Origin of the sequence: Nocardioides litoris (genome assembly GCF_006346315.1) — a bacterium.
GTDB classification, from domain to species: domain Bacteria; phylum Actinomycetota; class Actinomycetes; order Propionibacteriales; family Nocardioidaceae; genus Nocardioides; species Nocardioides litoris.
This window is the reverse complement of sequence record NZ_VDMR01000002.1, coordinates 205,457-230,504: the sequence shown is the minus strand read 5'-3', so window position 1 is coordinate 230,504 and position 25,048 is coordinate 205,457. Positions and strand designations below refer to the sequence as shown.

The following is a 25,048-nucleotide window of genomic DNA, read 5'->3' as shown; positions in this document are numbered from 1 at the left end:
CGGCCCTCGACGCACGACGACGGCCGGGTGGGCGACGCGCGTCGCTCACCCGGCCGTCCGGGGGTCGTGCCGGGGCGCGTGCTCACCCGCGCCAGGCGAGGACGTCGCCCCAGCCGTTGGTGTCTCCGGCGACGAGGTGGTCGTCGAACGACTCGTAGACCAGCGTGTGCCCGTCGGCGCTGATCGCGATCCCGGTGCGGGCGGACTCGTCGTAGATGCCCTCGGGGTCCTCGGGTCCGGGGGAGGCGAGCACGGTGGTGCCGGTGACCAGGTCGACCACGACGGCCTCCCCGTCCCCGGCCTCCGGGTCGCCCGCGACCAGGTTGCCGGCGAACGTGCTCACGCCGACGCGGGTGCCGTCGAAGGACAGCGACGGCAGGCCGCTGTCGCCGTCGGGCGCCGTGCCGCCCAGGCCGCGGGTGACCCGCACGACCTCGCCGGTGCGCAGGTCGCGACGCCAGACGTTCTGCCGGCCGGCGGTCGGCCCGTGGCCGGTGACCTGGGCCGAGGGCCAGGCGACGTACCGGCCGTTGCCGGACACCGCGGGTCGGCCGACGCTGCCCATCGGGAACGGGCTGTCCGGGTCGATCCCCTCGCTCCACACCAGGGTCGTCCGGCCGCGGACCACGTCACGGGCCCACGCGTGCCGGTCGTCGCCCATCGTGACGACCCGGCCGTCGTGGGAGATGGTGCCGACGAGGTGGGGCTGGGTGATGTCTCTGCCGTGGGGCCGCCAGGACGCCTTGCGGGTCGTGCGGCGGGCGAGGTCGCGGACGTAGACGTCTTCGCGCTCGTCGGTGTCGGCCCGGGTGAGGGCGGCGAAGGTCTGCACGGCGACGTGCCGGCCGTCGCCCGAGATGGCCGAGGCCACGCTCTCGGCCCGGTGCTGGCGGCCGCGGCCGTCGACCGAGGCCAGGACGGTGCGTCCGGTGCGCAGGTCGCGGACGACGACGTCGTTGACCTCGCCGTTGCGGTCGCGGCGGCCGGTGAGGAGGTCGGTGGCCGAGGTCGTCCAGGCGACGACCGTGCCGTCGGCGGAGATCGACGGCTCGACGCTGCCGCCGTCGCCGGCGCGGCCCTGCGGTGTCCGGCTGACGAGGACGGTGCGGTCGGCCTGCGTGTCACGCAGGTAGACGTCGCTCTGCTCGTTGCGGTCGGCCCTGACGAGGGCGCCGGAGGTCGCGAACACGACGTAGCGGCCGTCGGCCGAGGCCGCGGCCGCCGACCCGGCCAGGTCGGCGTGGGCCTCGCGCTGGGTGCCGTCGGTGGCGCGGGAGACCAGCTCGAGGGTCGGGACGGGGGCGGGGGTGGACGAGGGCGCGCCGGCCGCTGACCCCGCCGCCGGCACGGCGGCGAGGCCGAGACCGACGGCGGCGGTGGCGAGGGTGAGGGCGGCGAGCCGCGGGAGGGGGGTCATCGAGAGCTCCTGGGGTGCGGGGTGCGGATGCGGGGTGCGGATGCGGGGTGGGGGGTGCGGGTCAGGTGAGGACGGTCAGCCGGCGGATGTCGGCCGTGACCTGCGCCTGCTGGCGGCGCCGCAGGGCGGCGAGCCGCACGGTGCGCTGCTCGGCGTGCAGGGCGCGGGGGCGGCGCAGGGGGCGGGCGGTGGTCATGGCGTCTCCTCGGGGGACCGGGTCGCGGCCCGCCTGGTGCGGGCCGTCGACGAGGAGCCTGGGGGGCCGGGCTTGCAACACCCGTGCAGTCCGCCGACAGCGCCTTGCTGTCGGCGCTGTCGGCGCTGTCGGCGCTGTCGGCGCTGTCGGCGCTGTCGGCGCTGTCGGCGCTGTCGGCGGCCAGGGGCGCAGGATGGGGACGTGACCGTCGTCCTGCGTGCCTTCGCCCGGCCCGACCGCGACCGGCTGGCCGCGCTCGCGGCCGAGCCGGGGGTCGCGCTGTGGAACCCCTTCCCGCCCGGACCGCTCGGCGCCTGGGCGGGGCGGAGCAACGCGGGCGGGCACGGCACCACCCACCGCACCTGGGCCGTGGCCGATCCCGCCGACGACCGGCTGCTCGGCACGGTCGCGGTGTTCGGCCGCGGGCCGGTCCCCGGCGGGTCCGGCCACGAGGCCGAGGTGGGCTACCGGGTGCTGGCCGCGGAGGCCGGCCGGGGCGTGGCCACCGCGGCGGTGTCGGCCGCCGTGGCGCGGGCGGCCGCCGAGCTCGGCGTACGACGGGTGCGGCTGTTCCACGCGGTGGCCAACCCGGCGTCGTGCCGGGTGGCGGCCAAGGCCGGCTTCGTGCTGTCGGGCGAGCTGTGCGGGCTCGTGCCCTACGGCGACGGGGCATGCCACCGCGAGCACGTCCACCACCGCGCGGTGTGACGAGCGCCCCTCCCGGGGTCTCTTGTCGGGGCCCGACGCGCTGGCGCACCATGGCGAGGTCGACGTGGCGACCGTCACGTCCGCTACCTCGTCGGGGGTCCTCGTGGGTCGGTCCAGGTCGTTGCTCGTCACGCTGCTCGCGCTGGTGCTCGGCGCCGGTGTCCTGGTCTCGGTGCCGGTGGCCCCCGCGTCCGCGTCCGCGGCCACGGCGCCGGTCGCCGCACGCCAGGCCGCGGCGGCGCCGTTCCAGAGCTACCAGGGCACGCGGGCGCAGCTGCGGAAGATGAAGCGCGGCCAGGTCATCAAGACCCGGACCCTCACCTACTCCGTGCAGGGCATCCCGCTGCCGATCCGCGTCGTGCAGCTGCTCTACCGCACCACCGACCAGCGCGGCCGCGCCACGTGGAACGCCACCTCGATCCTCAAGCCGCCCGTCGCGCTCCACCCCGACCGCGTCGTGGCCTACGGCTCGTTCTACGACTCCCTCAACCCCCTCGACGGCCCGTCGTACGCCGTCGCGGGCGGCCGCAGCAGCGGCACCTCGGCGGTGCACGCCGAGACCGCCCTGGTCACGCCGTTCCTGCTGGCCGGCTACTCCGTCGTCATGGCCGACACCCAGGGCCGCACGGCCGACTTCGCCGCCGGCCCGGAGTACGGCTACACCACCCTCGACTCCCTGCGCGCCGCGCTGGCCTCGCCCGCCGCCGGCATCGCGGCCCAGCCCGACATCGCACTGTTCGGCTACTCCGGCGGCGCCATCGCGACCAACTGGGCCGCGACCCTCGCCCCGACCTACGCCCCGGACATCAACCGGCGGCTCGTGGGCGCCGCGGAGGGCGGCGTGCTCGTCGCGCCCGACAACAACCTGCCCTACGTCTCGGGCTCGCAGGTGTGGGCCGGCGTCGCCCCGATGGCGCTGGTCGGCGCCGCCCGCGCCTTCGGGATCGACCTCCGGCGCTACCTCAGCGCGCGCGGCAAGCGGATCTTCCGGGCGCTGCAGAAGGCCCCCATCGCCGACGTGCTCGGCCGCTACCCGGGCCTGCGCTTCGAGCAGCTGGTCAAGCGGCGCTACCGCGATCCCGCCTCGATCCCGGAGTACGTCCGCACCGTCAACCAGCTCAACCTCGGGCTGCGCCGCAGCCCGACCGTGCCGATGTTCATCGGCCAGGGCGCCGGCGGCGAGGTCGAGGGCACCCCCGGCGACAAGCCCGGCATCGGCCCCGGCGACGGCGTGATGATCGCCGGCGACGTGCGCACCCTGGCCCGCAAGTACTGCAACGCCGGCACCCGCGTCCGCTACCAGCAGTACCCGCTGTCGCACTTCACGACCGTCCCGCTGTGGCTGCCCGACGCCATCGCCTGGACCGAGGCCCGCTTCGCCGGCCGGGCCGCGCCGTCCTCGTGCGGGTCGATCCCGCCCGGCACGTCGCTGGCGCGGTTGAAGGTCCGCCGCTGACGGGGTTCGGGCCGACCCCGCCCCTGAGCCCGACCGGCGTCGGTGCGGAACACCCACGCCCGCGCGGCGGTTGACGGCGTACGTGACCACGACGGCGAGCGAGACCAGCACAGCCAGGACCGGCCGGCGGGTCGGGGCGGTCGGGGTGGCGGGGGCGTTCGCCCTCGTCATGTCGTTCATGACCGTGCCGACGCCGCTGTACGGCCTGTACGAGCAGCGCGACGGGTTCGGCGCGTTCACGGTCAGCCTCGTCTTCGCGGCGTACGGCGTGGGCGTGGTCGCCGGGCTGGTGCTCGCGGGCCACGTCTCCGACCACGTCGGCCGCCGGCCGGTGCTGGTCGGGGTCGTCGCGCTGGAGGTGGTGCTGGCGGTCGGGTTCGTGCTGCTGGCCGACACCGCGTCGCTGCTCGTGCTGCGCTTCCTCACCGGTCTCGGCGTCGGCGGCCTGTCGGCGACCGCGACGGCCGCGGTGGCCGAGCTGCACGAGCGCCGGGCGGGCGCCGACCCCGTCGTCGGCCGCACCCTGGCCAACGTGGCCAACCTCGGCGGCTTGGCCGTCGGCCCGTTGGTCGCCGCGCTGCTGAGCCTGGCCGGTGACCCCATCGTCACGCCGTACGCCGTCTACGTCGGCGTCCTCGTCGTCGCGGGCCTCCTGCTGTGGCTCGCCCCCGAGACGGTCCCCGACGAGGCCCGCGCCCGGCCGTGGCGCTACCGGCCGCAGCGGGTGGGTGTCGACCCCGAGGTGCGCGGGCCGTTCGTGGGCGCGTCGGTGGCCGCGCTGGCCGGCTTCTCGGTCCTCGGCTTCATCACCGGCCTGACCGGCACGTTCCTGGTCGAGGTCGTCGGCACCACCTCACGGGTCGAGGTCGGCGCCGTGGTCACCGGGGTCCTGGCCGGCGGGATCGTCAGCCAGGTGCTGCTGTTCCGGGCCGGGCGGCGTACCCAGCTGGTGGCGGGCGCGGCCCTCGTCGCGGTCGGCGTGCTCGTGGTGGCCGTGGCCGGCCTGACGGCCTCGCTGCCGGTCTTCGTGGGCGGCGGGTTCCTGGCCACGGGCGGCGTCGGCCTGGTGTTCGCGGCGTCGGTGGCCACCGTCGCCGGGCTGGCGGCGCCCGAGCGCCGCGGCGAGACGCTGGCGGCGCTGTTCCTCAGCGCCTACGTCGGCATCACGATCCCCGTCGTGGTCATCGGCGCCCTGCTGCTCGTGGCCGACGTGGTGCCGGTGCTGGTGGGGTTCGCCGTGGTCGTGGCCCTCGCCGTGCCCGCCGGCATCTCCGTGCTGGTCCGCCGCTCCTGACCCTGCTCCCGGCCCTGCTCCGGGCTCTCGTCCTGACCGGCCGCCGGTCGTGGCGGCCCGTGGTTCCATGGGCGCTGTGACCGACACCACCGTCGACCTCGACTCCCTCGTCTCCGCGCTCCCCGACGGTGTCGTCACCGTCGACCCCGACGTCGCCGAGCCCTACCGCTGGGACTGGTCGCACGACGTCACCGCCGGCACCCCGCTCGCGGTGGTGCGCGCCGAGACCGCCGAGCACGTGCAGGTCGCGGTGCGGTGGGCGGCCGAGCGCGGCGTGCCCGTGGTCCCGCGGGGCGCGGGCAGCGGCCTGTCGGGCGGCTCGTCGGCCGTCGACGGCGGCATCGTGCTCGCCCTGGAGCGGATGCGCGCCATCGAGATCGACACCGAGTGCCGGGTCGCCGTGGTCGAGCCGGGCGCGTTGAACATCGAGGTCAAGGCGGCCGCCGCCGAGCACGGCCTGTGGTACCCGCCCGACCCGTCGTCGTACGAGATCTGCTCGATCGGCGGCAACGTCGCCACCAACGCGGGCGGCCTGTGCTGCGTCAAGTACGGCGTCACGACCGACTACGTGCTCGGGCTCGACGTCGTGCTGGCCGACGGCACCCTGGTCACCCTGGGCGGCAAGCGGATCAAGGACGTCGCCGGGTTGTCGCTGCTCAAGCTGTTCGTCGGGAGCGAGGGCACCCTCGGCGTCGTCACCCGGGCCACGCTGCGGCTGGTGCCGGCCCAGGCCGTGCGCTCCACGCTGGTGGCGTCGTTCCCCTCGGTCGGCGCCGCCGCCGACGCCGTCGTGGCGGTCGGGCGCACGCTGCGCCCCTCGATGATGGAGCTGATGGACCAGGCCTCGATCAACGCCGTCGAGGACTACAAGCCGATGGGCCTGGACCGCTCCACCGCCGCCCTGCTCGTCGCCCAGTCCGACGCGCCGGGCGCCGCCCGCGCCGAGGAGATCGAGGTGATGCGGGCCGCGTGCGCGGAGCAGGGCGCGACCGAGGTCTTCGTGACCGACGACCCCGACGAGGGCGAGATGTTCGTGGCGGCTCGCCGGATGGCGTTCCCGGCCATCGAGGCCCGCGGCTCGATCCTGCTCGAGGACGTCGGCGTCCCGATCCCGCTCCTGCCCGAGCTGCTGGCCCGGATCGCCGCCATCGCCACCGAGCAGGACGTCGAGATCCCCGTCGTCGCCCACGCCGGCGACGGCAACACCCACCCGATCATCGTCTACACGCCCGAGTCGGAGGAGCGCGCGCGGACGGCGTTCGCCGAGGTCATGGCCTGCGCCATCGCCCTCGGCGGCACCATCACCGGCGAGCACGGCGTCGGTCGCGCCAAGGCCCCCGCCCTGCCCGACCAGCTCGGCCCGGACGTCATGGCCCTCACCCGGCGGGTCAAGGCGGCGCTGGACCCGCAGGGCATCCTCAACCCGGGGGCGCTCGGGTTGTAGGCCGGTCAGGGCGTCGACACGCCCGCCGGCCGGTGCCGGCTAGTTCCTGTTGTGGCCGAGCGACCGCGCGTGCAGCACGTCCTTCCAGTACGACTCCCGCTCGAGGACGTGGTCGTCGTCGGTCCGCATCGACCAGTACTCCAGCAGCGCGAAGCGCATGTTGGTCCGGTAGTACTCCTCGCCCTTGTCCTCCACGAGCGCCTGGAGCCCGACGTTGCCGCCGTGCAGCGTGGCGGCGTACGTCGACCAGCGCTGCCAGATGCCGGTGTCGCCGTAGGCCGAGCCCACGTACCGCTGCCCGGTCTGCTGGTCGTGGATGACGTAGACGCCCTTCATGCTCTCCAGCGCGATGCGCCAGTCGGCTCGAGCCTGCGCGACCACCGCCTGGAGGTCGGCGAGGCTGTGGTTGATGCGGTCGTGCCCCGGGAACGGGTCGCCGGTGAAGGGCTCGGGCAGGACCGAGGCGACCGTCATCGTCGGCAGCACCGACTCGAAGGTCCGTCGGATGTTGCGGCCGGTGCGGCGGTGACGGACGTACAGCCGGCGGATCCAGGCGCCGAGCAGGTCCTCCCGCAGCTGCACGCGGTAGGACTGGGTGTACTGCTCGGGCCGGCGCTCCAGGACCTCCCAGACCCCACCGAAGAGCCAGAGCGAGGCGTCGCCCTTGTCCTGGGCGACCGAGAAGACGAAGCGGCGGTTGAAGTCGTCGTTGGCGCTGCGGTAGGAGTTCCACCCCTGCCACTCCGCCCAGTCCGCGGCCAGCACGTCGATCGGGTGCTTGACCTGGTTCCAGACGGCGAAGTGCACCTTGACGTCCGTCGGAGCCAGGTCGACCGGGAGCAGGGATGCGAGCGGGATCGGCTGCACGGCTCGAACCTAGCCCCGTCTCGGCTGGTCACCGGACGACGACGGACCGCCCCGGCTTGCCGGGCCGCCGTACCGTGACGCACATGCGCCGAGGGCTGGTCGGAGTCGTGCTCGCCGGGACCGTGCTGGCCGGGTGCTCGAGCGGAGCCGAGGACGAGGCGGGTCCGGAGGCGCCCGCGCCGACGTCCACCACCGCCTCGAGCGCGCCACCGGGCGAGGAGGCGCCGACGCCCGACCCGACCGCGCCGAGCGAGACGCCCACCGAGGAGCCCGAGCCCCTCGCGCCGCCGGTCTCCGTGCTCGGCCTCTCCCAGCAGGAGCACCGGGGCGACCGGCTCCGCCTGGGGGCGGTGCGGGAGGAGACGGCCGCCTTCACGTCGTACGACGTGAGCTACCGCAGCCGCAGCACGACGCCCCAGGGCGAGACCGAGGCGTACACGATCACCGGCGTGCTCAACGTGCCGAAGGGGCGCGGGCCGTTCCCCGCGGTGGTGCTGGCGCACGGCTACATCGACCCCGACGTCTACGTGCGCGGGCAGGGGATGACGCGCGAGCGGGGCTACCTCGCCGACCGGGGGTACGTCGCGCTGCACGTCGACTACCGCAACCACGCCGAGTCCGACGACGACCCGGACTTCCAGCTCGACATGCGGCTGGGCTACAGCGCCGACGTCATCAACGCGGTCAAGGCGCTGCGGGCGTCGAAGGACGTGCCGGTGGCCGACGACCGGGTGGCGCTGTTCGGCCGGTCGATGGGCGGCGGGGTGGTGCTGAAGTCGCTGGTCGCCGCGCCGGGGCTGGTGCAGGCCGCGGCGCCGTGGGCGTCGGTGTCGTCGCTCGAGGCGCAGAACTTCGAGCAGTTCCAGCGCGACGACGCCGCCGACAGCGCCGACACCGCGGCCCTGCGCGAGCGGCACGGCCTGCCCGAGGACAACCCCGCGTTCTGGCGCCGCAACTCCTCGCGGCCCTACGTCGACCGCATCACCGAGCCGGTGCTGATGGTGCACGGCCGCTTCGACGACACCTGCCCGCCGCCGTGGGCCACCGCGACCACCGCCGCGCTCGAGGAGGCGGGGGTCGACGTGCGACTGGCGGAGTACGACGACGGCCACGCCTTCGGCCCGGCGTTCTTCGAGGCGATGGACCGGACCATCCGGTTCTTCCGCGCCCAGGGCGTCTGACCCGTCCCACCTGGCTCGACCCACCCGACGGCCGGATCGCAAGCGGGTTGCAAGCGGGCCGCGCCACCCTGGAGCCATGTCGTCCTGCCCCGCCGTCCGCCTGCGCGTCCTCGGCCCCCTCGTGGTGGTCGAGGCCCGGTTGTGGGGCGAGTGCAGACCCGGGTCGGCGACCGGCCTGCACTCCGTCGTCTCCCGGCTGCGCGTCCGGCTGTGCGACCGGACCCGGAGCGGGTGGTCGACCCACACCGCGGCCGGGCGCCCGGCCGCCGACGTCGGGCGCGAGCAACATGCGACAAGCCCGCCGCAAGCGGCACCCGCCACCGTCGTACCGACGCCGACCGACCGGTCGGCCCGAGACCCCGAGGACCCCGAGGACCCGAGATGACCAGCACCGAGACCACGCCCTGGCTCCCCACCGACTGGGCGCACCCCACCCGCGTCGAGCTGCCGACCGGCCACCACCTGCGCCCCATCCACCCCGACGACACCGAGCTCGACATGCCGGCCGTCATGGGCTCGCGGGAGCGGCTGTGGTCGATCTACGGCGAGGCCTGGGGCTGGCCGCCCGCGGAGATGACCGCCGAGCAGGACCGCGAGGACCTCCAGCACCACTGGGACGAGGTGCAGGCCCACCAGTCCTTCAACTACGCCGTCCTCGACGCCGAGGAGACCGAGCTGGTGGGCTGCGTCTACATCGACCCCACCGACAAGGCCGGGGCCGACGCCGACATCTCGTGGTGGGTGCGCGACGAGCACCTCGGCTCCGAGGTCGAGGCCGCCCTCGACGCGTTCGTGCCCTGCTGGATCGCCGAGGAGTGGCCCCTCCAGGCACCCCGGTACGTCGGCCGCGACCTGACCTGGGCCGCATGGTTGGCCATCCCGCGCCAGCGGCCCGGTGGCGCGACGACGGGTGCGAGCGGGACGCTCGAGGAGCTGTTCGGCGCCTGAGCGGCCCGCCCCGGGGTGTGGCCGCCGCCACTAGCGTGGTGGGCATGACCCTGCTCGAGCGCAAGCTGTTCGGCCCCGGGCCGTCCAATCCCTACCCCGAGGCCACCGACGCCCTGTCCCGGCCGATCCTCGGGCACCTCGACCCGGCATTCGTCGCGCTGATGGACGAGACGTGCGACCGGCTCCGGCAGGTGTGGGGCACCGACAACGCCCGCACCCTGCCGCTGTCGGCCACCGGCTCGGCCGGCATGGAGGCGGCGTTCGTCAACACCGTCTCCGACGGCGACGTGGTCGTGGTCGGCGTCAACGGCCTGTTCGGCCAGCGGATGTGCGAGGTCGCCGCGCGCTGCGGCGCCGAGGTCGTGCCGGTCGAGCACGACTGGGGCACCCCGGTCGACGTCCAGCGGCTCGTCGACGCCCACCCCAGCCCCAAGATCATCGCCGCGGTGCACGCCGAGACCTCCACCGGCGCCCGCTCCGACATCGCCGCCCTCGGCGAGGCCGTGCGCCGCGACCGGCCCGACGCGCTGCTGCTGGTCGACGCCGTCACCTCCATCGGCGGCATCGAGCTGCGCGCCGACGACTGGGGCGTCGACCTGGGCTACGCCGGCACCCAGAAGTGCCTCGGCGTCGCCCCCGGCCTGGCGCCGTTCACCATCGGCGAGCGGGCGTGGGAGCGCCGGGTCGAGAAGCCCCGCTCGTGGTACCTCGACCTCGGCCTCCTCGGCGGGTACGTCGGTGAGGCCGGCGCCAAGGGCGGCCAGCGCACCTACCATCACACGGCCCCGGTCGCGATGGTCGCGAGCCTGCACGCCGGCCTGGGCCGGATCCTCGAGGAGGGCCTGCCCCAGGTCTGGGCCCGCCACGAGGCCGCCGGCCGGCAGCTGCAGGACGGGTTGGAGGCGATGGGCCTGGAGCTGTTCGCCCAGGCCGGGTCGCGGCTGCCCGACCTCACGACGGTCAAGGTCCCCGACGGCGTCGACTCCGCCGCCGTGCGGAAGGAGCTGCTGGAGCGCCACGGCATCGAGATCGGCGCCGGCGCCGGGCCGTACGCCGCCACCGTGTGGCGCATCGGCCTCATGGGCCACAACGCCCGCCCCGACGCCGCGCTGCTCGTGCTCGCCGCCCTGGGGGAGGTGCTCGACCGCTCCGCGGGGTGAAGCCCGGGCCGCCGCCCGCTGACGACAGTGGCGGCATGGCGAAGAACGGGCACACGCCGCCGAAGGGCGTGCAGGAGAACGGCAAGCGCGCGGTGAAGTGGATCGAGGACGGCAAGGCCGGCAAGAACTTCACCGACGTGGGCAAGCACCGCGCCCACCAGATGGCCAACGGCGAGGACCTCAGCGACGAGGACGTGCAGAAGATGCAGGCCTACTTCAAGCGGCACGCGGTCGACAAGGACGCCGAGGGCTTCAAGCAGGGCGGCGACGGGTTCCCCTCGGCGGGCCGGGTGGCCTGGGACGCCTGGGGCGGCGACGAGGGCGAGCGCTGGGTCGGGGGCATCGATGTCTGAGGCCGGCACGGGCCAGCCGACCACCCAGCGCCCCACGGTCGTCGTCACCGGCGCCAACGGCCTCGTCGGCCACCACGTCGTCGAGGCGCTCGTCGAGCGCGGGGCGGCCGTGCGGGCCGTCGTACGCCGGGAGGGCGGCGCGCCGCAGGGTCCGTACGTCGAGGAGCGGGTCGGCGACTTCACCGACGCCGGCTTCGCGGCCGAGGTCGTCGCCGGCGCCGACGCGCTCGTGACCACCGTGCACCCGATGGGCGACGACCTCGAGGCCCAGCGCCGGGTCGGGGTCGAGGGCACCACCGCGCTGGCGCGGGCAGCCGCCGACGCTGGCCTGGCCTGGGTCGTGCACGTCTCGACCGCGGCCGTCTACGACCGCAGCCCGGGCCAGGGCGACGTCGACGAGACGGCCCCGCTCGTGCCCGACGACGCCGGCGACTACCCGGTGACCAAGCGCGACCTCGACCTGGCACTGGCCGAGGTCGAGGGCCCGACCCGGGTGCTGCTCCGCCCGCCGGCGATCCTCGGACCGGGGGAGTCCTCGGTGTGGAACTCCCTGCGCCCCGCCGGCTTCCGCGACGACCCCGACCAGCGCCGCGCCGACCCGACGAAGTCGTTCGCGTGGGTCCATGTCCGTGACCTGGCTGCCCTCGCCGCCGACGTCGCCACCGGCCGTGTGCCCACCAGCGACGACCCCGACGCCGGCCCCGTGCCCGGCGGCTGCACCCCGGTCAACGTGTCCGGTGAGCCCGCCTCGTGGCGCGACTACCTCGGCGCCGTCGGACGCGGCACCGGCGTCGACCCCGAGTGGGTCGAGCAACCTGTGTGGACCGGCGACGTCCTCGCCGACCGCGCCCGCGGCTGGGGCTGGACGCCGCAGGTCTCCCTCGCCGAGGGGCTCGACGAGCTGGAGGCGGGGCTGCGCTGAACCGGGCTCGCGCTCCGGGCAGAATCTCCGGTTAACCGGAGGAACTGCCACTCCTGGCGGGGAAATACCCACCAGAAGTGGGAGTTTCTCCGCTTAACCGGAGGTTTTGCCGCCCGCCGCCCAACTCCCCCCGCGCGCCCGGGCCCGGACGGGCCGAGGGAGAGCACGACCCGTCCCGTACGGTCGCCCCGTGCCCTCCGCCGACCGCATCCTCGACGCCCAGGTCGCCTTCCACCTCGACCGCCTCACCGGGCCCGAGGCCGAGCACGCCGTACGCCGGCTGGCCGCGTCGCTGCTCGACGGCGCCGGGTCGCGACCGTTCGTCGACCTGGTCGACGTCGACGACGTGAAGGAGTCCGTGACCCGGGTGCTCACCTCCGCTCCCGACGGGGCGGCGGTGCACCTGGTGGTCGACGTGGTGCGCGAGGTCGTGCGCGCCGGGCCGCAGGAGCCGTTCCGCGTCGACGAGGTGGTCGACCGGGCCCAGGTCGAGGCGGTCGTCGATGCGCTGCTCGCCCTGACCCCGGCGGCCGAGCGGGCGCTCGACCGGCTCAGCACCAGCCCCGTCGTCTCCGCCGTCGCGACCCGCTTCATGGCCCGCGTGGTCGGTGAGGCGCTCAAGGCCAACCAGGCCGCCGCGGAGAAGGTCCCGGGCATCGGCGGCCTGCTGTCCCTCGGTGCGACCCTCGCCACCGGGGTCGCCACCGGCGCCGTCGGTGCGGCCGACAAGCAGCTCGACGGCCTGCTCGGCCAGACCGTCGGCCGGGGCGGCAGCCTCGCGGCGGGCCGGCTCAACAAGATCGTCCTCGAGACCCTGCGCGACCCCGCCACCCGCGAGGCCGTCCTCCAGGCCTGGGACGTCGCGGCCGCCTCTCAGGTGCGCGGCACCGACGACCTCCGCTCGGCCGAGGAGCTGACCGCGGTCGCCGACGCGGTGCGCGACCTCGTCTCCTCGACCCTGGCCCACCCGCACACCCTGGCCATGGCCCACCAGGTCGTCGACGGCCTCGTCGAGGGGTACGGCGGATACTCGCCGCTCGAGCTGCTCACCGAGCTCGGGGTCGAGCGCGACGAGCTGCTCGACGACCTCGTGCGCCGCACGCCCCAGGTGGTCGCCGCGTGGCGGGCGTCCGGCGAGCTGGAGGCCTGGCTGCGGGCCGAGCTCGGCGCGTTCTGGGCCACCGACGAGGCGGCCGCCCTCCTCGCCGACTGAGCGAGGGTCGCCCTCAGAGCAGCGTGCCCTGGTGGGCGACCTGCTGCCACTGGCCGTCGCGGCGGCACCACAGCGACGTGCGCCGCGCCCGCCGGTCGCCGCGCTCCGAGCGCCACGACACCTGCACGACCCCGGGTGCGACGACCCGCCCGGCCAGGTCGAGCACCGCGATCTCGGCAGCTGCGGAGTCGGGCTCCGCGGCCAGCAGGTCGAGCACCGACGCCCGGTCCCACACCCTGCCGCTGGCGCCGACCTCGACGAAGTCGGGCGCGAGCAGGGCCAGCAGCCGTGGCGGCGCGGCCCGGCAGGCCGGCGTCTGCAGCTCGCGCTCCAGGGCGAGGACCTGGGCGACCTGGTCATCCTCGGCGTTGGGCGTGTCCGGCGCGTCGGGCTCGCCCAGGAGGCTGGCCAGCGCGGCCGCCCCGGGGCCTGGAGGCAGGGCCGCCGCCGTGGCCCGCACCTCCGACCACGTCCAGCCCGCCCAGGCCTTGGTGTCAGCGATCCCGGCGGCGATCCAGTCGGCGTGGTTGTCGTCGGCCTCCGGCAGCGCGGCCGCCAGCACGCCCAGTGCGGCGGTGTCACCGCGGCGCACCAGCGCCTCGGTCACCGCCCGGGTCGGCCACGTGTCGTCGGGGTCGAGCACCAGTCCGGCGAGCCGGGTGGCGACCCCGGGCACGTCGAGCAGAAGCACCAGCGCGACCCCTGCGTCGCCCCGGTCGGCGTACGACGACGAGCGGGCGAGCTCGAGCAGGGCGTCGGCGGCGGCGCGACGGGCCTCGGTGGTCACCGGGCCATGGTGCCGGGTCGCGTCGCGGCCAGGCCTCGAGGCTCGTCGCCGGCGCTGCTCGCGCCGCAGCCACCGCGGGAGGGTGGCCGCCCCCGCCCCGCTCTCGGGGCGGAGGGCGAGGACGGCCTGTGGGCCCGGCACGTGACCAGCCGGGCCGACGACGTCAACCTAGCGATCGCGCGGGCACCGCGGGGCTGGCAGGCTCACCCCGTGACCCGCTCCCCCCGCGCCCGGCCGACGGGTCCGCCCGCCGCCCGGCGCGTGCCCGGGGCGGGCCCGATGGTGCTCGAGCGCCTCGTCCGTCGGGTGTACGTCGCCTCCGGCCGCCGCCACCGCCTCGTCGTGGTCGCCGGCGAGCTGGTGACCACGACGCTGGTGGCGGTCGTCTCCGTCGCGGTCGTCTCCCGCTTCTACGCCCCGCCGCTGGTCGACGTCGTGGGCGTCGGCCTGGTCGCGGTGGTCGCGACGTCGCTGGCCGTGACGGTGGCGGCGGCGTCGTCGGCCCGCCGGCTGCGCCCGGTCGAGCGGTGGCGCAGCGCCTCCTACCCGACCCCGCAGGAGACGCTGGCGGCCTGGCGGGCCGCGACGTCGTTCACCCTGGCGCAGTACCGCCGGGTCTCGCCGTTCGTGGGTGTCGTGGCCGTGCTGCCCACGGTCGTGGTCGCGACCCTGGTCTGGGACCTGGGCTGGGCCGGGCTCGGCGCCCTGCTGGTCGCCGCGGTGGTGCCGGGCTGCTACGGCACCATGCTGGCCTTCAGCGCCGGCGAGCTGCTGCTGCGGCCGCTGGTGGAGGAGATCGCCGACGGCCTGCCCGACGAGTTCCGCTTCGAGCCCCAGGGCCTCCCGCTCGGGTGGCGGCTGCGCCTGTCGGTGCCCGTCTACACGACCACCACCGGCACGGTCGCCGCCGGCCTGCTCGACGGGGCGGCCGGCTCCGGCGGGCTGGTGCTCACGGTGCTCGTCTCCGCCGGCGTCGGGCTGTTCCTCTCCCTCGAGCTGACCAACCTGCTCACGGCCAGCGTGACCCGCCCCGTCGGCGTCGTGCGGGCCCAGCTCGCACGGGTGCGCGACGACGACTACGACGCCCGGGTGCCCGTGGTCAGCAGCGACGAGCTCGGCGAGCTGGCCCACGACTTCAACCAGATGGCCCGCGGCCTGGCCGAGCGCGAGGAGCTGCGCGAGGCGTTCGGCACCTACGTCGACAAGGAGGTCGTGCGCGTCATCCTGTCCGGCCGGTTCCCGGCGACCGGCGTGACGGTCGAGGTGTCCATCCTGTTCTGCGACGTGCGCGGCTTCACCGCCTACGCCGAGCGGTCCGAGGCGACCGACGTCGTGGCCACCCTCAACCGGCTCTTCGCCGAGATGGTGCCGGTCATCGAGGCCTACGGCGGCCACGTCGACAAGTTCCTCGGCGACGGGCTGATGGCCGTCTTCGGCGCCCCCGACCAGCACCCCGACCACGCCGACCGCGCCGTCGAGGCCGCCCGGATGCTCGTCGACGTGGTCGACGTCGGCGAGAGCGGCCTGCGGGTCGCCGCGGGCGTCAACTCCGGCGAGGTCGTGGCCGGCCCCCTCGGCGGCGCGGGCCGGCTCAACTTCAGCGTCATCGGCGACCCGGTCAACGTGGCCGCGCGGGTCGAGGCCGAGACCCGACGCACCGGTGACGACGTGCTCGTCACCGCCGCCACCCGGGCCCTGCTCACCCGCCAGCACCACCTCGTCTCCCGCGGACCGGTCGAGCTCAAGGGCAAGACCGAGCCCGTCGAGGTCTTCGCCCTGGTCCCCGAGCCCTCCCCGGCGGATGGTCCGGCCGTGGCTGCCGGGCGGCTTGACTGACCGGGTGCCGACCCCGCCCCTGCCTCGCCCGTGGCACGACGACAGCGGGAGCGGCTCCGGGCCGCCGCTGGTCCTGCTGCACGCTTTCCCGCTGTCCTCGGCCACCTACGACCGGCTCGTCGACGCGCTGCCGGACCGGAGGGTGCTGCGGGTCGACCTGCCCGGCCTCGGCCGCAGCGCCGCGTCCGCGACGGGGGAGACGTCGGTGGCGGCGATGGCCGACGCCGTGGTCGCGGTCCTCGACGCGGCCGGGGTCGAGCGGTGCGTCCCGCTCGGCACCTCCACCGGTGGGTACGTCGCCCTCGAGCTCGCGGCCCGGCACCCGGACCGGCTGGCCGGGCTGGTGCTGAGCAGCACCACGACCCGGGTGGGCCCGCCCGACGAGCCCGAGGAGCGGCGCGGGCTGGCCGACGACCTCGAGCGCACCGGCGACCTCGGGCCGCTCGTCGACGGCGCCGACGCCGGCCTCGGGCCGACGGCGCAGCGCGAGCAGCCCGACCTCCTGCCCGTGCTGCGCGACGTCGTGCGGGCGGCCGACCCCGCCGGGGTCGCGTGGGTGGCCCGCGCGCTGGCCGCTCGGCGCGACACGACCGCCGACCTGGCGTCGTACGCCGGGCCGGTGCTGCTCCTGGCGGGCGCGGAGGACACCGAGACGCCGCCGGCGCGGGCCGCGGAGATGCGTGCGGCCCGCGCCGGCGGGACGGAACAGGTGGGACAGGTGGGACAGGTGGAGATGACAGAGCTGGTGGAGCTGGCCGCCACCGGCCACCTCACCGCGACCGAGCGGCCGCGGGAGGTGGCCGACGTGCTGGTGGCCTGGCTGGACCGGGTGGTCCGGGGGTGAGGGTCAGCCCTCGAAGCAGGCGCCGGTGAAGTCGAAGCCGGCCGCGCTCGGGCCCTCGGTGAAGTCCTGGAGCACGGTCAGGCCGGCGTCGGCCTCGGGGTCGACCGAGCTGAGCACGGTCTGGCGGAAGATGTCGTTGTCCTGGGTGCGGTCGCCGGCCTCCTCGGGCAGCATGCCCTCGAAGTCGACCGACTCCAGGTCGCCGACGGCCTCGACGAGGCCCTCGCGGGTCTTGTCGTAGTCACCGGAGAGCCAGGACTCGAGCGCGGCCTTGAGCGGGTAGCTCCAGGCCCAACCGGAGGTGTAGCCGTCGTTGGGGTCGACGTCGCCGAGCGCGGTGCGCATGGCCTCGTGGCCAGGGGTGTCGGTGCCGAAGCTGCCCCACGGGCCGGCGTGGGTGAACAGCCCCTGCAGCGCCTCGGCGGCCGGGCTCTCCAGCAGCGCGGGGTTCCAGGTCGGGGCGAGGCCGACGAAGCGGCCCTGGTAGCCCTGCGCCGCGGCCTGGCCGACGATGACGGCGGTCTCGGTGGGGCCCACGCCCAGGATGACCACGTCGGGGTCGGCGCGCACGATGGCGCTCACGGCGCCCGCCTGCGCCTCGGCGCCGGGAGCGGTCTCGACGAACTCGGCGAACTCGATGCCGTTGGCCTCGGCCGCCGCCTCGGCGCCCGCGGCGCCGTCGCCGCCGTAGTCACCGGGGAACCCGACGGCCATGACCGACTGGGCGTCGTCCTGCTCGACGTAGTAGTCGACGGCGTTCATCGCGTCCACGCAGTACGACGAGCCGGACTCCAGGATGTTGTCCTCGAAGCCCCACAGCGAGGTCCACGAGGCGGGGGCGCCGATGACCGACTGCTCCTTCATCCGGTCGAGGATGGCCAGGGTGGTGGGCGAGCCGAGGGTCTGGGCCAGCGCGAGCACGTCGGGCTCGATCTCGGTGTAGAGCTGGCTGTGGGTCTCGGGGTTGTAGAGGTTGTCGCGGACGTACTCGGTGGCGTCGATGTCGTAGCCCTCGATGCCCCCGTCCTCGTTGACCCGCTGCCAGAAGGCCGCCTGGGCGTCGGTGATCGGCCCGCCGAGCGCGGCGAACGGGCCGGCCGAGAGGTCGGAGATGGTGCCCAGGTAGATGCAGCCGTTGTCCTGGTTGACCGCGTCGGGGCAGGGCTCGCTCGTCACGCCGGGGGCGTCGATGGCGCCCTCGCCACCTCCACCGCCCCCGCCGTCGTCGCCGCCCCGGCACCCGGTGGCCACCAGGGCCAGGGCGGCCAGGACCGCCCCGGTCTGCAGGCCCAGCTTGTTGATCCTCACAGCAGTTCTCCTTCGTTGTCCCGCCATGACGGGCGATCGACGCCGGCGCTCAGTCGTGCTCAGTAGCTGAACGGCCAGCTCTTCCAATAGGTGCGGAACCGCACCCAGATGCCGAACAGGCCCCGAGGCTCGAACAGCAGGAACACCACGATGAGCAGCCCGTAGAGGATCTGCTCGACCTGGAAGACGTTGGGGGTCTCGCTCGGCAGGGTGCTGATGAAGGTCAGGTTGGGCGCCACCAGGTTGCGCACGATCGTCGGCAGCATGGCGACGAAGAGGGCGCCCGCGATGGTGCCGCTGACCGTGCCGGCGCCGCCGATCAGCACCATGGCGATGATCTGCACCGACAGCAGCAGGTTGAACGAGCCGGGGTCGAAGTACCCGGTGATCGTGTAGAGCAGGCCGCCCGCGCAGCCGGCGTAGAACGACGAGAGCGCGAAGGCCAGCGTCTTGGTGCGCGGCAGGTCGATGCCCATCATCTCCGCGGCCATGTCGCGGTCGCGGACGGCGGCGAACGAGCGCCCGACCTTGGAGCGGCCGATGTTGCGCGCGGCCAGCGCGAAGACGAGCAGCAGCACCAGCATCAGGACGTACATCTGCTGGTCGCGGGTGAACATCGAGTCCGAGCCGGCGTCGCTGAAGTCGAAGCCGAACAGGACGGGCTCGGCCGCGCTGCGACCGACGCCGGCGCCGCCGGTCAGGCTGCTCCACTCGCGGAAGACGTGCTCGCCGAGGAAGACCAGGCCGAGGGTGACGATCGCCAGGTACAGGCCGCGCAGGCGGGTCGCGATGGGGGCGACGATGACGCCGAAGACCGCGGCCACCAGGCCGGCGGCGGGCAGCCAGATCCACATCTCCTCGATGCCGTAGCCGATGGTGCGGGCCTCGGGGTCGCCGGAGATGGCGGCGGCGGTGTAGGCGCCGATGCCGATGAAGAAGGCATGGCCCAGCGAGACCTGGCCGGCCAGGCCGGTCACCATGTTGAGGCCGAGGGCGGCGATGGCCAGCACGAAGGCCAGGGCCAGCGAGCGCAGGATGTCGTCGGAGAAGACCTGGGTCAGGGCGAACCCGACCACGACGACCACCGCGACGCCGACCCGCTTGGACCAGGTGTCGAACAGCGCGAGCTGCTGCTCGTAGGACTGGAAGAACGCCGGGCGGCCCCACAGGCGGGTGCGCTTGGCGCGCCGGTCGGTCGGCGTGGCCGGGGCGACCGGGCTCGAGCCGTCCTCGGTCTTCGGGGGCAGCGTGGTGCTCATACTCGACGAACCTCCGGGGTGCCGAACAGGCCGTAGGGGCGGACCAGCAGGACGAGCAGCATCAGGGCGTACGGCGCGACGGTGGCCACGTTGTCGCCGAGCCACGGCGCGTAGTCGCGCTGGTAGGAGCCGACGAGCTGCTCCACGACCCCGACGGCCAGGCCGCCGATGACCGCGCCGCCGAGGGAGTCCAGGCCGCCGAGGATGATCGCGGGCAGCGCGATCAGGGCGATGACCCACAGCTGCCGGTCGACGCCGGCGCCGGTGGAGACCAGCGCCCCGGCCACGGCGGCCAGACCGCCGGCCAGGGCCCAGGAGGTGCCGAAGACGGCGCCGACGCTCACGCCCTGGGTCATCGCCGCCTCCTGGTCGAAGGCGGCGGCCCGCATGGCCAGGCCGAACGGCGTGCGCTGGAAGAACAGGTAGAGCAGGCCGCCCAGCAGCGCGACGGTGCCCATCATCACCAGGTGGCGGATCTGCACCGACAGGCCGAGGACCTGGATGGTCTCGATGCCCCACGGGAACCCGATCGGCCGGGCGCCGATGCCGATGTAGCCGGTCACGACGGTCCGCACGGCGATGTCGATGCCGAGGGTGATGATCGCGATGACGAACACCGCCCGCCCGACCATCGGCCGCACCAGGACCCGCTCGAGCACCAGCGCCAGCAGCGCGGTGACGATCGCGGCCGCGGCGACGGAGAGGAAGAACGACAGCCCGGTGACGAGCACGAAGCCGAGGGCCGGCGTCAGGTAGGAGGTGACGACCGCGCCGGTGAGCATGAACGCCGGCTGGGCGAAGCTCACGACGCGGGTCGCTTTGTAGATGATGACGAAGCCCAGCGCGAGCAGGGCGTAGACCGAGCCGATGCCCAGCCCGCGGATGAGTGCCTCGAGGAACTCGGTCACGACTTGCTCCCGTCGTACATCTGGTCGACCAGGTCGGAGAACGTCGCCACGACCGCGGCCCGCTTGAGCTTCTGGGTGGCGGTGAGCTCGCCGTCCTCGTGGTCGAGCTCCTTGGGCAGCAGCCGGAACTGCTTGACCTGCTCCACCGAGGCGAGGCGGGTGTTGACGTCGTCGACCACCGAGCGGACGAGGTCCTGGACCTCCTGCTTCTCGGTGAGGTCGCGCAGCGTGCTGTAGCCGAGCCGCTGCCGCTGCGCCCAGTCGCCGACGGTGTCGAGCTCGATGCCGATCAGCGCGGTGAGGTACTTGCGGCCGTCGCCGACGACCAGCGCCTCCTTGACGTACGGCGAGGCCTTGAGCTCGTTCTCGATCTGCGAGGGCGAGATGTTCTTGCCGCCGGCGGTGATGATGATGTCCTTCATCCGGTCGGTGATGCGCAGGTGCGTGCCGTCGACCCACTCGCCGACGTCGCCGGTGTGCAGCCAGCCGTCGGGCTCGAGCACCTCCGCCGTGGCCTCGGGGCGACCCCAGTAGCCGGCGAAGACCGACGGGTGGCGGGTGAGGATCTCGCCGGTGCGCTCGTCGACCTTGACCTCGATGCCCTCGTGGGCCTCGCCGACGGTGCCGAGCTTGATCCGGCCGGGCTTGGCGGCGGTGGCGACCGCGGTGTTCTCGGTCATGCCGTAGGCCTCGTGCATCGGCACCCCGATGCCCATGAAGAACTTCAGCACCTCCGGCGCGATCGGCGCGGCGCCCGACGTCGCGTGCCGGACCCGCCGCATCCCCAGCCGCTCGGTCAGCGCGCGGTAGCAGAAGAACCAGCCGAGCGTGTAGGTCAGCCGGGTGGCGGCGGTGTGCCTGCCGCCGGTGGCGGCCAGGGTCTCGGCGATGCCCCGCGCGCGGGCCAGCCAGAAGCGGGTCACCGAGCGCTTGAACCAGCTCGCGCCCGACAGCCGGGTCTCGACGCCGGCGAGCAGCTTCTCCCAGATCCGGGGGACGCCGAACAGGATCGTCGGCTGCACCTCCCGGAGGTTCTGCGGGACGGTGTCGATGGACTCGGCGAAGCTGACCTGGGTGGCCGCGGCGGCGTTGAACCACGTGGTGAAGATGCGCTCGGCGACGTGGCTGAGCGGGAGGTAGGACAGCAGCAGGTCGCTCGGGCCCGGCGGGGGCGAGGTGAACGCGCCCTCGTCGCAGAGGATCTTGATGGCGAACTCGACGTTGGCCACGGTCAGCATCGCGCCCTTGGGCGGCCCGGTGGTGCCGGAGGTGTAGATCAGGGTCGCCAGGTCGTCCGGCTGCGTGGCGTCGGCGACCGCGTCGACCGCGCCGGGGTGGTCCTCGCGGTGGCGGGCGCCCTCGGCCAGCAGGGCCTCCCAGGAGACGAGCTCGACCCGGCCCCCGGCGTACGTCGCGTCGTAGCGTCCGCGCAGGCCGCGCGGCTCGACGTACACGATGGTGCGCAGGTCGGGGCACTCGTCGAGCACCTCGAGGGCCTTGTCGACCTGCTCCTGGTCCTCGGCGACCAGGATGGTCGCGCCGGAGTCGGCCAGCAGGTAGCCGACCTCGGCGGCGGGGTTGGTGGGGTAGAGACCGACCGAGGCGGCGCGCACGGCGAGCGCGCCCATGTCGGCGACGAGCCACTCGGGGCGGTTCTCGGAGTGGATGGCGACGCGATCGCCGGGTCGCACGCCGCGGGCCAGCAGGGCGTGGCCGACCAGCTGCACCTGGTCCCAGTAGTGCGCCCAGGTCCAGGGTCGCCACACGCCGAGGTGCTTGTCGCGCAGGGCGACGGCGTCGGGGCGGGTGCGGGCGTGCTCGCGGATGCGGGTGGCCGGGCTGGCCGACGCCGCGGTCGGGGTGGGCGCGTCGGGGCGCTTGTCCAGGACGGTCACGTCGCCTCCTCGCCGAGGTAGGCGCGCACGACCTCGGGGTGGGTCTGCACCTCGGCCGGGGTGCCGGTGGTGACGGGGGTGCCGAAGTCGACGACGAGCACCCGGTCGGCCAGGTCCATGACCAGCCCCATGTCGTGCTCGACCATGATGATCGGCACGTCGAGCTCGTCGCGGATGTCGAGGACGAAGCGCGCCATGTCCTCGGTCTCCTCGAGGTTCATCCCGGCCACCGGCTCGTCGAGCAGCAGCAGCTTGGGCTCCATGGCCAGCGCCCGGCCCAGCTCGACGCGCTTCTGCACGCCGTACGGCAGCAGGCCGACGGGCAGGTGGCGCCACGACCCCAGCTCGAGGAAGTCGACGATCTCCTCGCAGTGGCGGCGGTGCTCGACCTCCAGCCGGCGGGCACGGCCGCGCCAGAGGATCGCCGAGGCCGGGCCGTAGCCGATGTGCTGGTGCCGCCCGAGCATCAGGTTGTCGATCACCGTCAGGTGCTCGAAGAGCGCGATGTTCTGGAAGGTGCGGGCCACGCCGCGGGCGGCGATCTTCGACGGCTTGGCGCCGAGGACGCTCTCGCCGAGGAAGCGGACCGCGCCCTGCTGTGGCCGGTAGACCCCCGACATCACGTTGAACAGCGAGGTCTTGCCCGCGCCGTTGGGGCCGATGATGGCGAACAGCTCGCCCGGGTCGACGTGCAGGCTGACGCCGTTGACGGCCTTGACGCCGGCGAAGGACAGGTGGACGTCGTCGAGCTCGAGGACGGGGCTGGCCGATCCGTTGGCCACGCTCATGCGCTCCACCTCTTCTTGCGTCGGTAGTGCTTGGTGTCGCGGAAGGACTTGCGCTCGCCGTCCTCGCCGGGGTGCAGGCCGAGGTAGAACTCGCGGACGTCGTCGTCGCGCAGCAGCGCCTCGGCCGGCTTGTCGAGCACGACCCGGCCGGTCTCGAGGACGTAGCCGTGGTGGGCGACCGAGAGCGCCATGGCGGCGTTCTGCTCGACGAGCAGCACGCCGGTGCCGGCGGCGTTGATCTCGGCGATGACGTCGCGGATGGCCTCGACCATGAGCGGCGCGAGGCCGAGGCTGGGCTCGTCGAGGAGCAGGTAGCGCGGGTCGGACATCATCGCCCGGCCCATGGCCAGCATCTGCTGCTCGCCGCCGGAGAGGTAGCCCGCGGTGCGGTTGCGGCGGTCGGCCAGCACCGGGAACAGGCCGTAGACCCGCTCGAGGTTGGTGGCGATCCGGCCGCGGGCGGTGTGGCCGCCGACGCGGAGGTTCTCCTCCACGGAGAGCTCGACGAAGACCCGGCGGCCCTCCATGACCTGGCGCACGCCGCGCTTGACGATCTTCTCCGGCTTCACCTTGTGCAGGTCGTCGCCGTCCAAGGTGACCGAGCCCTTGGTGACCTCGCCGTCGTGGACGTCGAGCAGGCCGGTCAGGGCCCGGAGCAGCGAGGTCTTGCCAGCGCCGTTGCTGCCGAGCAGGGCCACGATGCGCTGGTCGGGGATCTCGAGGCTGACCCCGCGCAGGGCCAGCACCGTGTCGTCGTAGACGACCTCGAGGTTGCGCACGGCGAGCACGGGCGGCTCCAGGGGCTCGTGAGGCGGGGTGACGACTGTCACACCGGGGTGCGACCAACCCTGGCGGGTGCCGGCCGGGGTGTCTTTGGGTCCGCGTCACAAAGAACGGCCGCCGTCGTTCGTCACGAAGTCACAACGGCCCGGCCCATTCGGTGGGATTCGGTGGTGTGACCGCGGTCACCGCGGCAGACTCCGCTGGCATGGCCAGTCCTCGTGCGCAGCGCGCCTCCGACCCCCGGGGGCGGGGTGGGCATCCCGACGGCCAGGGCGTCGACCGGATCGCGGCCGTCGTGCGCCGCCGCAACGACGAGCTCGCGGCCGACGCCGCCGAGACGATGTGGGTCGACATCGCCTCCTACGCCCGCTACGACGACCGCGGGTTCCGGGCCGAGGTGGAGCAGCACTGCGCCCAGGTCTTCGGGGCCATCACCGACATCCTCGCCGAGCGGCGCGACCCGACCCGGTCGGACTTCCCCTGGACGGGCCGGCACGCCATGCGCCGCGTCGACCTCGGCATCTCGCTGGCCGACTTCATGCAGGCCTTCCGCATCGGGCAGATCACGCTGTGGGACGGCGTGCTCGACGGGGTGGGCGACGACCCCGTCGCCAAGGACGCCGCCCTGCTCATCGTCGGCCAGATCATGCGATCCATCGAGGTGGGCAGCACCGCGGCCGCGGAGGCCTACCTGGAGGCGCAGCAGTTCAAGGTGGCCGACTCCGCCCGCCTGGCCCGCGACCTCCTCGAGGACCTCCTCGAGGGCCGCCCGCCCACCGTGCGCCCCCGGCTCGAGGCGCTGGCCGACGTCGGCATCGGGGAGGGCAGCCCCCTGGCCGTCGTCGTCGGCTCCCTCACCGTGCCCGCCGGCGGCAGCGCCGACCGGGCCGCCCACGCCCTGCTCCGCTCGGCGCTCAACAACCCCGGGCGCGGGCTCGTCGTCGTGCGCCACGACGAGGTGGTGGCCGTGGTGCCGGTCGAGGACGGTGGGGAGGACCGGATGATCACCCGGGTGCGCGGGGGCGTCGCCTCGCTGGCGGGCCACGGCGTCTTCCCCAGCGTCGGCGTCAGCTCGGTGCACCCCGGGTTCACCGAGATCCCCGAGGCCTACGAGGAGGCGCGGATGGCCCGCCGCTCGTTGCGCGGCCGCGCCGGGGTGCAGTCGCTGTCACGGATGTCGACGCTCGACTACCTCGTCCAGACCCACGACCGGACCGCGCGCCGCCTCGTGCGCCCGCAGGTGCGGGCCTTCGTGCAGGAGGACCTCGCCGCCGGCGGCACGTTCGTCGAGACCCTGCGCCGCTACGTCGCCTGCGACCTCAACGCCAAGCTCGCCGCCGTCGAGCTGCACGTGCACGCCAACACCGTCTACTACCGCCTCGAGCGGATCGCCGAGCGCACCGGCTGCGACGTACGCCGCGTGGAGGAGCTGATCGACCTGCTGCTCGCCGTCAGCATCGTCTCCGGGTCCGACTGACCCC

The 25,048-nt window shown here is 74.4% G+C and carries 23 protein-coding genes; 13 read left to right on the top strand and 10 right to left on the bottom strand.

All coding sequences use genetic code 11. The features are described 5' to 3' along the window. Positions 1-82 precede the first annotated feature (82 nt). Positions 83-1,417, bottom strand: coding sequence for a TolB-like translocation protein (locus FJQ57_RS09185; RefSeq protein WP_139979506.1), 1,335 nt, complete (start codon positions 1,415-1,417; stop codon positions 83-85). 61 nt (positions 1,418-1,478) lie between these two features. Then, positions 1,479-1,613: a hypothetical protein gene (locus FJQ57_RS23570; RefSeq protein WP_281284247.1), complete on the bottom strand. Its 135-nt coding sequence runs from the start codon at positions 1,611-1,613 to the stop codon at positions 1,479-1,481. Positions 1,614-1,814: 201 nt separating this feature from the next. On the opposite strand from FJQ57_RS23570, the gene FJQ57_RS22400 reads away from it, so the two are divergent. From FJQ57_RS22400 to FJQ57_RS09165, 4 genes are all read left to right on the top strand, one after another. After that, complete coding sequence (locus FJQ57_RS22400) at positions 1,815-2,321, top strand: GNAT family N-acetyltransferase (RefSeq protein WP_170219349.1); 507 nt, start codon at positions 1,815-1,817, stop codon at positions 2,319-2,321. A 103-nt stretch (positions 2,322-2,424) separates the two neighbouring features. Then, positions 2,425-3,777: a lipase family protein gene (locus FJQ57_RS09175; RefSeq protein ID WP_246081709.1), complete on the top strand. Its 1,353-nt coding sequence runs from the start codon at positions 2,425-2,427 to the stop codon at positions 3,775-3,777. 82 nt (positions 3,778-3,859) lie between these two features. After that, entirely contained in the window at positions 3,860-5,071 is a 1,212-nt protein-coding gene (locus FJQ57_RS09170; RefSeq protein ID WP_139979502.1) for an MFS transporter, read from the top strand. Between the two features lie 76 nt (positions 5,072-5,147). Further along, positions 5,148-6,515 carry an FAD-binding oxidoreductase gene (locus FJQ57_RS09165; RefSeq protein WP_246081708.1) on the top strand — a complete coding sequence of 456 codons (1,368 nt, stop codon included), beginning with the start codon at positions 5,148-5,150 and terminating at the stop codon, positions 6,513-6,515. A 39-nt stretch (positions 6,516-6,554) separates the two neighbouring features. Here the strand turns inward: FJQ57_RS09165 and FJQ57_RS09160 are convergent, their stop codons facing one another. Beyond that, positions 6,555-7,382, bottom strand: coding sequence for a GIY-YIG nuclease family protein (locus tag FJQ57_RS09160; protein WP_139979498.1), 828 nt, complete (start codon positions 7,380-7,382; stop codon positions 6,555-6,557). Positions 7,383-7,465: 83 nt separating this feature from the next. Between FJQ57_RS09160 and FJQ57_RS09155 the strand changes: the two genes are divergently transcribed. The 6 genes from FJQ57_RS09155 to FJQ57_RS09130 all read left to right on the top strand — a co-directional run bounded on the left by FJQ57_RS09155 (position 7,466) and on the right by FJQ57_RS09130 (position 13,159). Further along, positions 7,466-8,563, top strand: a complete 1,098-nt coding sequence (locus tag FJQ57_RS09155; RefSeq protein ID WP_139979496.1) for a prolyl oligopeptidase family serine peptidase — start codon at positions 7,466-7,468, stop codon at positions 8,561-8,563. A gap of 381 nt (positions 8,564-8,944) precedes the next feature. Continuing rightward, positions 8,945-9,511 (top strand): GNAT family N-acetyltransferase, encoded by a 567-nt coding sequence (locus FJQ57_RS09150; RefSeq protein ID WP_139979494.1) that lies wholly within the window; start codon positions 8,945-8,947, stop codon positions 9,509-9,511. 44 nt (positions 9,512-9,555) lie between these two features. Next, positions 9,556-10,671 (top strand): pyridoxal-phosphate-dependent aminotransferase family protein, encoded by a 1,116-nt coding sequence (locus FJQ57_RS09145; RefSeq protein ID WP_139979491.1) that lies wholly within the window; start codon positions 9,556-9,558, stop codon positions 10,669-10,671. 35 nt (positions 10,672-10,706) lie between these two features. Beyond that, positions 10,707-11,024, top strand: a complete 318-nt coding sequence (locus FJQ57_RS09140) for a hypothetical protein (RefSeq protein ID WP_139979489.1) — start codon at positions 10,707-10,709, stop codon at positions 11,022-11,024. Next, complete coding sequence (locus FJQ57_RS09135; RefSeq protein ID WP_139979487.1) at positions 11,017-11,946, top strand: NAD-dependent epimerase/dehydratase family protein; 930 nt, start codon at positions 11,017-11,019, stop codon at positions 11,944-11,946. Before FJQ57_RS09140 ends, FJQ57_RS09135 begins: the two co-directional genes overlap by 8 nt. A gap of 190 nt (positions 11,947-12,136) precedes the next feature. After that, on the top strand, positions 12,137-13,159 hold the full coding sequence (locus FJQ57_RS09130) for a hypothetical protein (RefSeq protein ID WP_139979485.1): 1,023 nt from the start codon (positions 12,137-12,139) through the stop codon (positions 13,157-13,159). A 13-nt stretch (positions 13,160-13,172) separates the two neighbouring features. Here FJQ57_RS09130 and FJQ57_RS22915 read toward each other — a convergent pair whose 3' ends face one another. Then, entirely contained in the window at positions 13,173-13,946 is a 774-nt protein-coding gene (locus FJQ57_RS22915; RefSeq protein WP_211348835.1) for a nuclear transport factor 2 family protein, read from the bottom strand. Between the two features lie 210 nt (positions 13,947-14,156). Between FJQ57_RS22915 and FJQ57_RS09120 the strand changes: the two genes are divergently transcribed. Beyond that, positions 14,157-15,782: an adenylate/guanylate cyclase domain-containing protein gene (locus FJQ57_RS09120; RefSeq protein WP_139979483.1), complete on the top strand. Its 1,626-nt coding sequence runs from the start codon at positions 14,157-14,159 to the stop codon at positions 15,780-15,782. 4 nt (positions 15,783-15,786) lie between these two features. Next, complete coding sequence (locus FJQ57_RS09115) at positions 15,787-16,626, top strand: alpha/beta fold hydrolase (protein ID WP_170219348.1); 840 nt, start codon at positions 15,787-15,789, stop codon at positions 16,624-16,626. A 3-nt stretch (positions 16,627-16,629) separates the two neighbouring features. On the opposite strand, the gene FJQ57_RS09110 is transcribed toward FJQ57_RS09115, so the two are convergent. Genes FJQ57_RS09110 through FJQ57_RS09085 form a run of 6 tightly spaced genes read right to left on the bottom strand, consistent with a single transcriptional unit; the run spans position 16,630 to position 23,572 of the window. After that, positions 16,630-17,934, bottom strand: coding sequence for an ABC transporter substrate-binding protein (locus tag FJQ57_RS09110; RefSeq protein ID WP_246081707.1), 1,305 nt, complete (start codon positions 17,932-17,934; stop codon positions 16,630-16,632). A 59-nt stretch (positions 17,935-17,993) separates the two neighbouring features. Next, the gene (locus FJQ57_RS09105; RefSeq protein WP_170219347.1) at positions 17,994-19,193 is read right to left on the bottom strand and encodes a branched-chain amino acid ABC transporter permease; all 1,200 of its coding nucleotides are present in this window, start codon (positions 19,191-19,193) and stop codon (positions 17,994-17,996) included. Beyond that, complete coding sequence (locus FJQ57_RS09100) at positions 19,190-20,101, bottom strand: branched-chain amino acid ABC transporter permease (RefSeq protein WP_139979478.1); 912 nt, start codon at positions 20,099-20,101, stop codon at positions 19,190-19,192. The genes FJQ57_RS09105 and FJQ57_RS09100 overlap by 4 nt, the downstream gene beginning before the upstream one ends. Beyond that, entirely contained in the window at positions 20,098-21,996 is a 1,899-nt protein-coding gene (locus FJQ57_RS09095) for an AMP-dependent synthetase/ligase (protein WP_246081706.1), read from the bottom strand. Before FJQ57_RS09095 ends, FJQ57_RS09100 begins: the two co-directional genes overlap by 4 nt. Then, complete coding sequence (locus FJQ57_RS09090) at positions 21,993-22,784, bottom strand: ABC transporter ATP-binding protein (protein WP_139979476.1); 792 nt, start codon at positions 22,782-22,784, stop codon at positions 21,993-21,995. The genes FJQ57_RS09095 and FJQ57_RS09090 overlap by 4 nt, the downstream gene beginning before the upstream one ends. Further along, entirely contained in the window at positions 22,781-23,572 is a 792-nt protein-coding gene (locus FJQ57_RS09085; RefSeq protein WP_139979474.1) for an ABC transporter ATP-binding protein, read from the bottom strand. Before FJQ57_RS09085 ends, FJQ57_RS09090 begins: the two co-directional genes overlap by 4 nt. Positions 23,573-23,772: 200 nt before the next feature. On the opposite strand from FJQ57_RS09085, the gene FJQ57_RS09080 reads away from it, so the two are divergent. Next, positions 23,773-25,044 carry a PucR family transcriptional regulator gene (locus FJQ57_RS09080; RefSeq protein WP_139979472.1) on the top strand — a complete coding sequence of 424 codons (1,272 nt, stop codon included), beginning with the start codon at positions 23,773-23,775 and terminating at the stop codon, positions 25,042-25,044. Positions 25,045-25,048 lie beyond the last annotated feature (4 nt).

Bases quoted from the DNA above. Each gene is read 5' to 3' on its own strand.
- FJQ57_RS09080 (WP_139979472.1), top strand. From the start codon at position 23,773: ATGGCCAGTCCTCGTGCGCAGCGCGCCTCCGACCCCCGGGGGCGGGGT.
- FJQ57_RS23570 (WP_281284247.1), bottom strand. From the start codon at position 1,613: ATGACCACCGCCCGCCCCCTGCGCCGCCCCCGCGCCCTGCACGCCGAG.
- FJQ57_RS09155 (WP_139979496.1), top strand. From the start codon at position 7,466: ATGCGCCGAGGGCTGGTCGGAGTCGTGCTCGCCGGGACCGTGCTGGCC.
- FJQ57_RS09135 (WP_139979487.1), top strand. From the start codon at position 11,017: ATGTCTGAGGCCGGCACGGGCCAGCCGACCACCCAGCGCCCCACGGTC.
- FJQ57_RS09090 (WP_139979476.1), bottom strand. From the start codon at position 22,784: ATGAGCGTGGCCAACGGATCGGCCAGCCCCGTCCTCGAGCTCGACGAC.
- FJQ57_RS09185 (WP_139979506.1), bottom strand. From the start codon at position 1,417: ATGACCCCCCTCCCGCGGCTCGCCGCCCTCACCCTCGCCACCGCCGCC.
- FJQ57_RS09140 (WP_139979489.1), top strand. From the start codon at position 10,707: ATGGCGAAGAACGGGCACACGCCGCCGAAGGGCGTGCAGGAGAACGGC.
- FJQ57_RS09145 (WP_139979491.1), top strand. From the start codon at position 9,556: ATGACCCTGCTCGAGCGCAAGCTGTTCGGCCCCGGGCCGTCCAATCCC.
- FJQ57_RS09105 (WP_170219347.1), bottom strand. From the start codon at position 19,193: ATGAGCACCACGCTGCCCCCGAAGACCGAGGACGGCTCGAGCCCGGTC.
- FJQ57_RS09150 (WP_139979494.1), top strand. From the start codon at position 8,945: ATGACCAGCACCGAGACCACGCCCTGGCTCCCCACCGACTGGGCGCAC.